At 72.6% G+C, this 12,602-nt stretch carries 10 protein-coding genes; 7 read left to right on the forward strand and 3 right to left on the reverse strand.

Annotation, left to right across the window (positions count from 1 at the left end; genetic code table 11):
• Positions 1-43: 43 nt before the first annotated feature.
• Positions 44-1,315 (reverse strand): 4-aminobutyrate--2-oxoglutarate transaminase, encoded by a 1,272-nt coding sequence (gene gabT, locus OG767_RS06050; protein ID WP_405092520.1) that lies wholly within the window; start codon positions 1,313-1,315, stop codon positions 44-46.
• 4 nt (positions 1,316-1,319) lie between these two features.
• Positions 1,320-2,756 (reverse strand): gamma-aminobutyraldehyde dehydrogenase, encoded by a 1,437-nt coding sequence (locus OG767_RS06055; protein WP_405092521.1) that lies wholly within the window; start codon positions 2,754-2,756, stop codon positions 1,320-1,322.
• 142 nt (positions 2,757-2,898) lie between these two features.
• On the opposite strand from OG767_RS06055, the gene OG767_RS06060 reads away from it, so the two are divergent.
• A complete protein-coding gene (locus OG767_RS06060; RefSeq protein ID WP_405092522.1) occupies positions 2,899-4,338 on the forward strand; it encodes an aldehyde dehydrogenase family protein in 1,440 nt (479 codons plus the stop codon).
• A 4-nt stretch (positions 4,339-4,342) separates the two neighbouring features.
• Here OG767_RS06060 and OG767_RS06065 read toward each other — a convergent pair whose 3' ends face one another.
• Positions 4,343-5,575 (reverse strand): SUKH-3 domain-containing protein, encoded by a 1,233-nt coding sequence (locus tag OG767_RS06065; protein ID WP_405092523.1) that lies wholly within the window; start codon positions 5,573-5,575, stop codon positions 4,343-4,345.
• An 81-nt stretch (positions 5,576-5,656) separates the two neighbouring features.
• Between OG767_RS06065 and OG767_RS06070 the strand changes: the two genes are divergently transcribed.
• The 6 genes from OG767_RS06070 to nfi all read left to right on the forward strand — a co-directional run bounded on the left by OG767_RS06070 (position 5,657) and on the right by nfi (position 12,517).
• The gene (locus OG767_RS06070) at positions 5,657-6,070 is read left to right on the forward strand and encodes a YbaB/EbfC family nucleoid-associated protein (protein WP_405092524.1); all 414 of its coding nucleotides are present in this window, start codon (positions 5,657-5,659) and stop codon (positions 6,068-6,070) included.
• A gap of 2 nt (positions 6,071-6,072) precedes the next feature.
• Positions 6,073-6,429, forward strand: a complete 357-nt coding sequence (locus OG767_RS06075) for a hypothetical protein (RefSeq protein WP_405092525.1) — start codon at positions 6,073-6,075, stop codon at positions 6,427-6,429.
• Positions 6,430-6,687: 258 nt separating this feature from the next.
• Positions 6,688-10,716: a toxin glutamine deamidase domain-containing protein gene (locus OG767_RS06080; RefSeq protein WP_405092526.1), complete on the forward strand. Its 4,029-nt coding sequence runs from the start codon at positions 6,688-6,690 to the stop codon at positions 10,714-10,716.
• Positions 10,713-11,156, forward strand: a complete 444-nt coding sequence (locus OG767_RS06085; RefSeq protein ID WP_405092527.1) for a hypothetical protein — start codon at positions 10,713-10,715, stop codon at positions 11,154-11,156. Before OG767_RS06080 ends, OG767_RS06085 begins: the two co-directional genes overlap by 4 nt.
• 54 nt (positions 11,157-11,210) lie before the next feature.
• The gene (locus OG767_RS06090; RefSeq protein WP_405092528.1) at positions 11,211-11,786 is read left to right on the forward strand and encodes a DinB family protein; all 576 of its coding nucleotides are present in this window, start codon (positions 11,211-11,213) and stop codon (positions 11,784-11,786) included.
• A gap of 53 nt (positions 11,787-11,839) precedes the next feature.
• The gene (nfi, locus tag OG767_RS06095; RefSeq protein ID WP_405094145.1) at positions 11,840-12,517 is read left to right on the forward strand and encodes a deoxyribonuclease V; all 678 of its coding nucleotides are present in this window, start codon (positions 11,840-11,842) and stop codon (positions 12,515-12,517) included.
• The last annotated feature ends 85 nt before the right edge of the window (positions 12,518-12,602 follow it).

The following is a 12,602-nucleotide window of genomic DNA, read 5'->3' on the forward strand; positions in this document are numbered from 1 at the left end:
GGGGATCAGGCCCGTGGTGCTCCACGATCAGGGGCGGCCGGGGTCAGCCGAACGCGGCATCGAGAATGTCGAGGCCCCGGCCCAACTCGCTGTCGGCGATCACCAGCGGGGGCAGGAAACGCAACACGTTGCCGTAGGTGCCGCAGGTCAGGGTGAGCAGCCCGGCCGCGTGGCAGGCCGCCGACAGCGCCGCCGTGGCCACCGGATCGGGGGTGGTCCCGCCCGGCTGCACGATCTCCATGGCGAGCATCGCGCCCCGGCCGCGTACCTCGGCGACCCGCGGGTCACGGGCGGCGATCGCGTGCAGCCGCTCGCCCATCACCGCGCCGATCCGGCGCGCGGCGGCCGACAGGTCCAGCTCCCGCATCGTCTCCATCGCCGCGAGCGCGGCGGCGCAGGCGACCGGGTTGCCGCCGTACGTGCCGCCGAGACCACCGACGTGCACCGCGTCCATCAGCTCCGCCCGCCCGGTCACCGCCGCCAGCGGCAGCCCGCCGGCCATGCCCTTGGCGAGCGTGACCAGGTCCGGCTCGACGCCCTCGTGCTGACAGGCGAACCAGTCACCGGTGCGGCAGAAACCGGTCTGGATCTCGTCGGCGACGAAGACCACCCCGGCCGCCGTCGCCCACTCGCGCAACGCCGGCAGGAACCCCGCTGCGGGTACGACGAAGCCGCCCTCGCCCTGGATCGGCTCGATCAGCAGCGCGGCCACGTTCTCCGCGCCCACCTGCTTCTCGATCATCTCGATCGACCGGGCCGCCGCGGTCGCCCCGTCGAGCCCGCCGTCGCGCAGCGGGTACGACATCGGCACCCGGTAGATCTCCCCGGCGAACGGCCCGAACCGGTGCTTGTACGGCATGTTCTTCGCGGTCAACGCCATGGTCAGGTTGGTCCGACCGTGGTAGGCGTGGTCGAACACCACCACCGCCGGCCGCCCGGTCGCGTGGCGGGCGATCTTCACCGCGTTCTCCACCGCCTCGGCGCCGGAGTTGAACAGCGCCGACCGCTTCTCGAAGCCGCCCGGCGTCACCGCGTTGAGCTGCTCGCACACCGCCACGTACGACTCGTACGGCGCGACCATGAAACAGGTGTGGGTGAACCGCTCGACCTGGGCGCGGACCGCCTCGACCACCTTCGGGGCGGAGTTGCCCACGTTGGTGACCGCGATGCCGGCCGCGAAGTCGATCCACTCCCGCCCGTCCACGTCGGTGAGCGTGCCGCCGCCCGCCCTGTCCACGTACGCGTCGACGACGCTGCCCACGCCCCGGGCCACCGCCGACGTGCGGCGCTTGCGCAGTTCCTCGCTGGATGCCATGGGGTCAGCCCTCGATGTGGTGCATGACGTGCTTGATCCGGGTGTAGTCCTCCAGGCTGTAGACCGACAGGTCCTTGCCGTGACCGGAGTGCTTGAAGCCGCCGTGCGGCATCTCCGACACGAACGGGATGTGCGTGTTCACCCAGACGCAGCCGAAGTCCAGCCGGCGGGTCATCCGCATGGCCCGACCGTGGTCGCGGGTCCAGACCGAGGCGGACAGGCCGTACTCGACGCCGTTGGCCCAGCGCACCGCCTCGTCCTCGTCGGAGAACCGCTGCACGGTGATCACCGGCCCGAACACCTCGTCCTGGATGATCTCGTCGGCCTGCCGGACGCCGGAGACCACGGTCGGGGCGTAGAAGAAGCCCTGCTCGCCGACCCGGCTGCCGCCGGTGGTGACGTCCGCGTGATCCGGCAGGCGGTCCACGAAGCCGCTGACCCGGGCGAGCTGGTTGGCGTTGTTCAGCGGGCCGTAGAGCACGTCCGCGTCGTCCGGCCCGCCGGTGCGGGTGTTGCGGGCCTGCTCGGTGAGCGCGGCCACGAAGTCGTCGTGGATGCCCGGGCCGGTCAGCACCCGGGTCGCGGCGGTGCAGTCCTGGCCGGCGTTGAAGTAGCCGCCCACCGCGATCGCCTCGGCCGCCGCCGCCACGTCCGCGTCGTCGAAGATCACCACCGGGGCCTTGCCGCCCAGCTCCAGGTGGGTCCGCTTCAGGTCCGGCGCCGCCGCGGCGGCGACCTCCATGCCCGCCCGGGTCGAGCCGGTGATCGACACGAGCTGCGGGGTCGGGTGGGAGACCAGCGTACGACCGGTGTCCCGGTCGCCGCAGACCACGTTGAACACACCCGGCGGCAGGTGCTCGGCGGCGATCTCGGCCAGCAGCAGCGTCGACACCGGCGTGGTGTCCGACGGCTTCAGCACCACCGCGTTGCCGGCCGCGAGGGCCGGGGCGATCTTCCAGACCGCCATCATCAGCGGGTAGTTCCAGGGCGTCACCTGCGCGCAGACGCCGATCGGCTCGCGCCGCACGTACGACGTGTGGCCGGCCAGGTACTCACCCGCCGAACGCCCCTCCAACAGGCGCGCCGCGCCGGCGAAGAACCGCAGCTCGTCCACGGCCGGCGGCAGCTCCTCGTCGGTGGTGAGCTGCCGGGGCTTGCCGGTGTTGCGCACCTCCGCGTCGACCAGGTCGGCGGCCCGGGCCTCCACCGCGTCGGCGAACTTCAGCATCGCCCGCTGCCGCTCCGCCGGGGTGGCGTCCCGCCAGCCCTCGAACGCGGTGGAGGCGGCCCGCATCGCCGCGTCCACGTCCGCCGGCCCGGACACCGGGGCGCGCGCGAACACCTCGCCGGTGCACGGGTCGACCAGATCGGCGTAGCCGCCGTCCACCGGGTCGACGTACTCGCCGTTGACGAAGTTGCGCAGCTGCTGCTGGTCGCTCATCTCAAGTCTCCGAGAGGGTGGCCGGAAGGAAGGTCAGCGGAGGTTCTCGCAATCTGACTGCCATCTTGGCTACTGAATTCGAGGCAGACAAGGGTTTGGGCAACTGTTTCCGCGCGAGCGTTCCTGGTCTACGCTGCCGGACGTGGAGCCGAGAGCCTTCTACGTCGCCGGCCGCCCCGCCCACGGCGAGGCAGAGCTGACCGTCACCCATCCGTACGACGGGCGGGCGGTGGGGCGTACCACGCTCGCCACGGCCGACCAGGTCGAAGCCGCCGTCGCGGGCGCCGCCCGGGTGGCCGCGGAGGCCGCGGCCCTGCCCGCGCACGTCCGCGCGGCCGCCCTGGACCACGTGTCCCGGCGGCTCGCCGAACGGGCCGACGAGGTCGCCGCGCTGATCACCGCCGAGAACGGCAAGCCGGTCAAGTGGGCGAAGGCCGAGGTGGGCCGCGCGATCTCCACGTTCCGCTGGGCCGCCGAGGAGGCCCGCCGCTTCTCCGGCGAGCTGCAACGCCTCGACACCGACCCGGCCGCCACCGGCCGGATCGCGCTGGTCCGGCGCGTGCCGCGCGGGCCGGTGCTCGGCATCACCCCGTTCAACTTCCCGCTCAACCTGGTCGCCCACAAGGTCGCCCCGGCGCTCGCCGTCGGTGCCCCGATCGTGGTCAAACCGGCCCCGGCCACCCCGCTCACCGCGCTGCTGCTCGGCGAGATCCTCGCCGAGACCGACCTGCCCGACGGCATCTTCTCGGTGCTGCCGCTGCCCAACGAACGCGCCGCCGAACTGGTCGCCGACCCGCGCCTGCCGGTGGTCTCGTTCACCGGCTCCGGCCCGGTCGGCGCGGCCATCCGCCGCGCCGCCCCGGACAAGCACGTCACGCTGGAGTTGGGCGGCAACGCGGCGGTGGTGATCTGCGCCGACTGGTCGGCCGACGAGGACCTGACGTTCGCCGCGCACCGCATCGCCACGTTCTCGAACTACCAGGCCGGGCAGTCGTGCATCGCGGTGCAGCGGGTCTACGTGCACGAACGGCTCCACGACGGCTTTCTGCCCCGGCTCGTCACCGCCGTCGAGGAACTGCGCACCGGCGACCCCCGCTCCGAGCTGACCGACGTCGGGCCGCTGGTGTCCGTCGAGGCGGCGCAGCGGGTGGAGGCGTGGGTGGACGAGGCGGTCGCCGCCGGGGCCACCATCGAGGTGGGCGGCCGGCGCGACGGCGCGACCTACCCGCCGACCGTGCTCAGCGGCGTGCCGGCCGACGCGAAGGTCTGCGCCGAGGAGGTGTTCGGGCCGGTGCTCGTGGTCGCCCCGGTCCCGGACGACCAGGCCGCGTTCGCCGCGGTCAACGACTCCGCGTACGGGTTGCAGGCCGGCGTCTTCACCCACCGGCTGGACGTGGCGTTCGCCGCCGCCCGGACGGTGGAGGTCGGCGGCGTGATCGTCGGCGACGTGCCGTCGTACCGGGCCGACCAGATGCCGTACGGCGGGGTGAAAGGCTCGGGCGTCGGGCGGGAGGGGCTGCGCAGCGCGATGGACGACTACACCGAGCCGCGCGTCCTGGTGCTCACCGGGGTGGCGTTGTAGGCGGTCACCAGGTGCCGTCATCGCGGACCCGGGGGGCGGCACGGCCGAGCAGCAGCGTGGTGAGAGCGGCATCGACGTCGGCGCCGAGGAACCACTCGCCGGCCTGGTCGAGCGCGAAGACCCGGCCGTGCTCGTCGACCGCGAGGATGCTCTCCTGACGTTCGCTGCCCAACGGGAAGAGGCGGACACCGAGGACCGCGCCGAAGTCCGCGAGGGTGTCGGCGGTGTGCGCGGCACGAAGCGGATTCGTCGTGAACCGACTGATCCACACCTGTTCCCCCGGCCCTCGGCGTCGGCTCAGGACGGCCGGGAACGCGGTGAGCGCCGCCTCGGCGGCCGGGAAGACCTCATGTCGGTGATGGTGGCCCGCCACCTCGGTGGTCTCGGCGATCGCGCCCATCGCGAGGGCCTCGTTGAACATGCTGAGCTGCCAACCACCGTCCGCCAGCGCATGAGCGACCTCGTCGGGAAACCTGCCCGGCTGGACGAGCTCGCGCGGCTCCGGACGCCACTCCTCGACGAAGGCGAGATCGGACCAGGGCAGGACCGCGAAACGCACCAGGAACCTGACGCACGAATCGCAGGGCAGCTCGGCCGCCCCGGCCGCCGGGTCGCCCGGCTCGCGGCTCCGGAAGGTCTCGATCCGCCCCGCGCCGAGCAGCTCGCGTGCCTCGTCGAGCGTCAGCGGCGGTAGCCCTTGGGCGGCGCGACGGTGGTCGTGCTCGTGCAACGCGTCGGAGACGACGATCATCTCCGCGTGCCGATCGCCGCCCCGCACCAGGTGAGCGGCGGGCAGCTCGTCGAGATAGGACCGGACGAGTGGATGGTGGTGCAGCTCGACGTCGCCCTTCGCGCCCTGCGCGACGTGCAGCCTGCCGTCCAGGGTGAGGTGCGCCGCCGCGCCGGGCGTGGGCAGCCGGGTCAGCTCGCGGAGCAACTGCCCGGCCGGGTCGACCGTACGGGGGGCGCGCGGCGCGGCCGGCCGGCGTTGCCGGTACATCTGCTCGACCGCCGACGCCGGCACCCGGGGCCAGGTGGAGACCTCGCCGGTCTCCTTGTCGATGACCGTGGTCGGCAGGTCGCCGGGCAGGGCCCGCGCCTCGGTGGACACGGTGGACAGCACCACGTAACCCAGGTCGAACTCCTCGACCACCGGCGTGCAGGGGAAACCGAGACGGTCGGAGTCCCGCCGGGCCCAGACGGAGGCGATCTGCTCGGCCTGCTGTCGCTCGATCACCACCTGAAATTACCGGACCCCACGGATTCCGTGGCACCCGGTATGGTCGGCCCTACCCACGGTGACGGAAGGGGAGCGGTGGTGGCCGAGAGTGCCGATCGGGATGCGAACCGTGCGCTGCGTGCGAGGTTCGACGAGGTGTACGGCCAGTACCAACGACTGCGGTCCGGCCTGGACGAGCTCCAGACCAGGCTGGCCGAGTTGCGGGTGACCGAACGCTCCGACGACGGCCAGATCACCGTCGTGGTCGGGGCGCGCGGCGAGCTGATCACCGTCGAGGTGAGTCCCGCCGTGTTCCACGATCGGGATGCCCAGGCGCTGAGCCGGAAGATCACCGAAACCGTGCTGCGTGCCTCCGCCGCCGCGTCCGGCGCCACCCGTGAACTGGTCTCCGGCTATCTGCCGCCCGGCTCGTCGTCGGTCGAGTTCCTGCGTACCCATGACTTCGGCGCGCTGCTCGGCCGGGCCGACGCCGTGGCGTCGCGCGGCGAGTGACCGTGGCCGGGGAAGGGATCTGGCTGGACGCGGACCGCGCCCGGCGCGGGGGCGGCGACCTGGCCGCGACCGGCAAGGCCGTCACGGCGGCCCGGCGCGAGACCGGCGATCCGATCGCCGCGGCGGGTGGCCGACGACCGTGGGGGCGCGACGACATCGGCGCCGCGTTCGACAAGCACTACCAGGGCTACGCCGAGACGCTGCTGCGGGCGTGGGAATTGCTCGGACGCTCGCTCGAAGGGCTCGGGTCGGACGTGGTCCGCTCGGTCACCGCGACCGTGGAGACCGATCTGAGCAACGCCCGTGACCTCGGGAAGATCCCGCACCAACGGCACAACCCGCATCGGCCCTGGCGCTGACCACCGGAGGATCCGCGCGTGAGCATGTTGCCCAGCCCGATCCCGCACCCGCTCGACTACTGCCCCTGGGACGTGCCCGGCTGGATCTACGAGGCGCTCGACTGGGTGGTCGGCGTGGAATGGCCGGAGGGCAACGAGCGCGCCGTCTGGGACCTGGCCGACCAGTGGTACTCCGTCGCCGGCGTCCTGGCCGGCCCGCGCGACGAGGCGACCACCGCCGCCGGCGAGGTGAAGAGCGGATACGGCGGCGTCGGCCTGGTGGCGCACGCGTTCGACACCGCCTGGGACAAGGTGGCGGGGGGCGAGGACGCGCCGCTGCACGCCCTCGTGGCGGCCACCGACGAGTTGGGGCGGCTCGTCGACTCCTGCGGCTGCGACATCGAGGGCGCGAAGCTGGAAGCCTGGATCGAGCTGGGCATCCTGGTCGTCGAACTGCTGTCCCTTGCGGTGGTCACCGTGCTCACGCTCGGTGCGGCGTCACCGGCGGCCGGCGCCGCGATCACCGCCACCCGGATCGCCGTGCAACAGATCTTCAAGCGGCTGGTGGCCCAGTTGGCCCGCAAAGCGGTCAAGGAAGGCCTGAAGGAGGCCGGCGAACGGGCCGCGAAGGAGGCCGTCAAGAGCGGTGCCCGGGGTCTCGCTCGCAAGGCCGTGCTCGCCGGCCTGGCGGAGGCCGGGCAGGAGGCGGGCACCAGCCTGGCCACCCAGGCGTACCAGAACTCCACCGGCCGCCGGAACGGCCTCGACCTGACCGACGTGGGCGCGTCGGGGCTCGGGGGCTTCGCCGGCGGCGCGGTCGCGCCGCTGGCCGGACTGGGTCGGCATGCGAGCGGGCGGTTCGCGCAGGTCGGGGAGCGCTTCGGGCGCGAGATGGCCGGCGAGAGCCTCGCCGAGACCGCGGCCGGGCTGGCCGCCGGTCAGGGCCCGTCACTGGAAGACCTGGCTCGCGCCGCGGCGTCCGGCGTGAGCGGTTCCGCCACCGGGCAGACCGAGGCGGCGCTGCACCACCGGCTCGACGGGAAGCTGGGCGCCCTCACGGCCCCGCCGGTCGGCCTGGACCTGCCGCCGGTCGGCCCGGAGGGGTCATCCGGGCCCGGTCCGGCCGGTTTCGTTCCGGACCAGCAGTCCGGCGGGCCGCCGTCCGCGCAGAGTGGTGAGCCGGTCGTGCACTCCCGGCCGGTTGCTGGCCCGCTTCCTTCGACCCCACTGGCCGATGCCGTGACGGCGGCTCCGCGCCTCGACCCGGTGGGCGTGGCACACCCGACGCCGGAACTGTCCACCCCGACGCTGCCCGCCCTGGAAGACGTCGATTCCACCGTCGTGACAACCACCTCGACCACCACTCCGATGCTGTCCTCGGTGGCCGTCGACACGCCGAACCCCGGCACCGCTCTTCCGGGGGCCGTCGACGCTTGGCACGGCCCGGGCCCGACGCCGGCGGTGACCGACACCCATGCTCCGGCACCCACCACACCCGTGCAGGCGGCGGCCCCGACGACACTCTCGCCGCCCGTCGACCATCCGTACCCGGCGATGCCGCCGTCACCGGATCGGATCACCGCCGGTGGGTTCGACGGGCATCTCGCCGCGCCGCCAGCTCCGCCGCCTCATCCCCAGGTTTCGCCGAACCCGGGAGCACCCGGCGTCGGCCCTGATCCCCGGCCGGTGCCGAACCCTCGCTTCCCGCTACTGGACTCGTTGGCCCCACCGCATCCCTCCGCCGGTCCCTCGTCCCCGATTCCCGGTCCGCCACAGCGCCGGCCCCCGCACCGCGAGACCTTCCAGCAGCGGGCCGCGCGACTGGCGGCCGACCGGGAGGCCCTGGACCGGCGGCGTTACCAGGGCCACCTGCAATCCCAGCGGACGCTGCACGAGGAGAATCGGCGGCAGGCGCAGGTCAAGGAGCTCCGCGACCTTGCCGATCAGCACTACGAGGCAGCGCGCTGGCTCCTCGCGCGAGGCTACGAGCTGCGCCAGGCCGGGCAGCACCAGCTCGCCGACCAGCACGTGCGCGAGGGACGGCTGCGGGAACGCCTGCATTACCGGGCGGTCGACGAGGCGGACGCGATACGTGCCGGCAAGCGCCTGCCGGAACGGGTGATGGTCGAGGACGACCTCGACTTCTACCGGATCAACGACGACGTGGCGGACCTGGCGCTCGGCGCGGTGGAGACGGCCGACCACTCCGCGCTCACCGGCCACGGTCACCCGCCGCCGGTCGACCGGTCCCGCCCCTACGGCCGGCGCGGAGGACTCCGGCCCCCGCTCGCGCTGCACCAGACCGACCTCGAACGACAGATGCCCCGCAACCCGGACGGCAGCGTGATCCGAACCGCCGACCCCCGGCGCGGCGACTGGTTCCGGCTGGCCAACGACGGTGGCCCGGCCGCCGACGCCACCCGGGGCATCAACTGCCTCGACTGCACGCTGTCCCTCTTCGAGACCTGGGTGCACGGTCGGCCACGGGTCGCCGCGCCGCGTACCTTCGACGGTTATCTCGCGGGCGACGTGCGCCGACCGGTCGGCGGCGAGATCGACGGCCCGCTGCGGGTCGAAGAGACGACGGGCGGCCGGTTCCAGAACCTGTGCGGGCCCGACCGCGCCGGGGTGACCGGCGGGGCCCGGCGGCGGCTGGTCGAGCGCGGCTACCGCGACCTGCACGCGCAACTGGCGTCGGGCGGTCACGGCAGCTACGCCTTCCTCATCACCAGTTTCGAGGGCGGCGGCTCGCACGCCTGGGTCGCGCTCAACCAGAACGGCACGGTGCTCTACCTCGACCCACAGAGCGGGATGGTGGCGGGGCAGCCGCTCTACCGGCACAGCGGCGTCCCGTTCGAGGGGAACGTGGTGGGGGTGGACGCCCTGGTCCTCGGCCCGGACGGCCGGCCGATGCCGCTCGCCGGCCGGCCGCCCGGCGACTTCACCGTGCTGCCCGAGCCACGGCACCGTCCGGCGCCGCCACGGCCGCCCGACCCGCTGCCGCAAGACCACGGGGGAACGCCCGACTTCAACCGCGTCCACCTGCTCGGCGAGTCCACCACCTTGCACCGCCCGCCGGGCACCCCGTTCCCGGGCGGCGCGCCCGAGGCCGAGCCGACGCCCGTCCGGATACGCGACACGCACCGTGCGGCCCACGCGGACCGCATCGCCGCCGGGCTCTACGTGCGCGACGCGCTGGCGGCCAGCGTCAGCCTGGCTGACGCCTACGCCGCCGGGGTGACCCCGGTCGAGTTGGCGCAGCACGCCGACGGGTCGACGTTGCGGCGGCTCGTGCCAGGGCTCGACGAGGCCGCGGCCGGTGACCTGAAACGGCTGTTCACCGACGTCCGCGTGCAGCGGATGCTGGACCAGAGCTGGGAGGCCCCGCCGCGGCGGGAGGAGCTGCTCGCCGAGACGTTGGTGCGGCAGCTCGCGGAGCGTCCCGACCTGGTGCGGATGATCCTGGCGACGCCGGAACTCGCCAACTCGCTGACCGCCAGGCCGGTGACCCTGCACCATCTCGCCAGCCATCAACAGGCCATCGACGTCCTCGGTGACGTCTTGGACGACATCGCCAACCACGGTGTCGAAGTGGTGATTGCGCAAGAGAAGCTGACTCCCCAACCCACACCCGTCACTGAGGCGCAGCGGCGAGTCACTGAACTGGTCGCAGCTCGTGGACAGCCGACGCCGCAGGCTGGATTCGATGAAGGACGACGCGATGACGAGGCCTATCGGCTGGCGTACCTAGAGAAACTCTACGCCGACGCGGCGATCGCGCAGCATGAGCTGAATCGACTTGCGGTGGCATTGGCTGATGAGCGTGGCACACCTGGCTGGCGAACGGAGCCGAAGAGCAGAGAACGCGTGTTCGACAAGCTGGTGGAGTACGAGGGCGCTGTGTCGCAGCTCAAAGACCTGGCTGGGGCCAAGGTTCAGTTCGACACGCTCGACGACGTCTACCGAGCACTCGAACGTCTCGCGGACGATCAGCAGGTGGTCATCGTCAATATCAAGGACCGGTTCCTTGCCCCACAGCCCAGCGGCTACCGGGACATCCTCCTGAACCTACGAATGTCGAACGGCCACGTGGCAGAGCTCCGCCTGCACCTGGCCGCACTCGACGATGTCGCGGGATGGGAGCATGGACTGTACGAAGTTCGCCGCGACTTGGAGGCACTGGCAGACAGCGACGGCAGGCTGCTGACCGATGATGAACGGGCCATCCGTGACGGTCTGCTCCGGCGAGCGCAAGACACCTACTGGCGCACGGTGCAGGGAAATCTGGGGAAGGTGCCACCGCAATGAGGCCACTGAGGGGCCTGAACCTGCCGAAGTTCTTCAACTATTACGAGTCGCCGGTGAAACTTGTCGGAACGGCCGAAGGTGCCGTCGCTGCTTGGAGGCTATCCAGGGAGTCCGGCGGCTGGCGGGAGGCCAGCAAGCTCATCGACAAGGTGCTCTTTCTGGGTGGCGATGAGATCAACGAGATTTCACGTGATGAGTTCGTTCAGCTCACTGAGCAAGGGCGGGGCCGCTACCTTCGCGGTGAGGGACCCGTCTTCGCGCTCTACGAAACCGTTCGAGGGCTTGAGGACACCATCCGAGAGGAACGTCGCTACCCGACGACGCGCGAGCAGGCACTCATCCGGGGCATCCGGCGGCGGACCTTCGTGATGTTCGAGGAGCAGCTCCAGCGGGCCGGGGATCCTGGCGCTGATCCCGGCATCGCGACCGATGCGTCCTGAGATCGCAGGTGAGCGGCGTTTGCCTGTCCACGCTGTTTCCGGCATCGTCCAGCCATGCCTGATACGAGCCCCGATGCAGGGGCCGGTCCACGCCGGTTCGGCTGGGAGGACATGTTCGTCGCGCCGGACGAGGATCCCCGCATCGACCCTCCGGGGGCGGACGAGCGGAGCGTCCTGGCCGGCGAGTTGAGGTACCACCGTTGCACGCTGGAACTGAAGTGCGCCGGGCTCGACGCGGAGCAACTCGCCCGGCGGTCGGTGCCACCGTCGACGCTGTCGTTGCTCGGGTTGCTCCGTCATGCCGCCGAGCGTGAGCGGCACTGGTTCCGCCGCGTCATGGCCGGGAAGGACGTGTCGCGGATCTGGCCGACAGGTGACGTGGACGAGCCCTTCACTGGCGCCGTCGCCGATCCGGCGCTGGTCGCGCAGGCGTGGACGGCGTGGCGCCGTGAGGTGACGTTCGCCGAGCGGTTAGTGGCGGAGGCGCCGAACCTGGAGGTCAGGGGTCACCGGGGTGACCGGATGGTCTCGCTGCGGGAGCTGCTGGTGCACGCGATCGGGGAGTACGCCCGGCACAACGGGCACGCCGATCTGCTGCGCGAGCGGATCGACGGTCGGGTGGGCCGGTGACGCGCGCTGACCCTGCGCGCCTCGGGAACCAGGCCTGGCCGCCGACGGCGGGGATTCCGTACCGGCCGCCGGCCGACGTGGCGGAGGCGCTGCGCGTACAGGAGGAGTTGCGGTCGCGGGTCGACCTGGTCGGGCCCGGTCCGAGCACGCCCGCGACGGTGGCCGGGCTGGACGTCGCGTACGCGGAGAGCGGTGACCGGCTCGCGGCGGCCGTCACGGTGCTGGACGCGGCCACCCTGGCCGTGGTGGACGAGGCGGTGTGCGTGGGGCGGCCGGCGTTCCCGTACGTGCCGGGGTTGTTCGCCTTCCGGGAGATGCCGGCGCTGCTCACCGCGTTGGAGCGGCTGACCGTCCGCCCGGAGCTGCTGGTGTGTGACGGGCACGGGGTGGCGCACCCGCGCCGGTTCGGGTTGGCCTGCCACCTGGGGCTGGTGACCGGGCTGCCGGCGATCGGGGTGGGCAAGACGCCGCTCGTCGGTTCGTGGACCGGGCCGGGCCCACGGCGCGGCGACCGGGCCGACCTGCGGGACGGCGGGGAGGTGGTCGGGCGGGTGCTGCGGACCCGGGACGGGGTCCGGCCGGTCTTCGTCAGCGTCGGGCACCGGATCGGGTTGGACGGGGCGGTGGAGCGGGTACTGGCTCTGACGCCCCGGTACCGGCTGCCGGAGACCACCCGGACGGCCGACCGGCTCTGCCGTCGGGCCCTCGCGGCGGGTGGCGACCGGAGCTGACCGGGGCACGTAACGCTGCACACATGTGGGGCGCTCGATGAGCGGGTGCCCGGGTGGCCCGGTAGTAACCTGACCGGCGGATCTC

Origin of the sequence: Micromonospora sp. NBC_01392, from assembly GCF_045040125.1 — a bacterium.
GTDB lineage: Bacteria > Actinomycetota > Actinomycetes > Mycobacteriales > Micromonosporaceae > Micromonospora.

Bases quoted from the DNA above. Each gene is read 5' to 3' on its own strand.
- gabT (WP_405092520.1), bottom strand. From the start codon at position 1,315: ATGGCATCCAGCGAGGAACTGCGCAAGCGCCGCACGTCGGCGGTGGCC.
- OG767_RS06055 (WP_405092521.1), bottom strand. From the start codon at position 2,756: ATGAGCGACCAGCAGCAGCTGCGCAACTTCGTCAACGGCGAGTACGTC.
- OG767_RS06085 (WP_405092527.1), top strand. From the start codon at position 10,713: ATGAGGCCACTGAGGGGCCTGAACCTGCCGAAGTTCTTCAACTATTAC.
- OG767_RS06090 (WP_405092528.1), top strand. From the start codon at position 11,211: ATGCCTGATACGAGCCCCGATGCAGGGGCCGGTCCACGCCGGTTCGGC.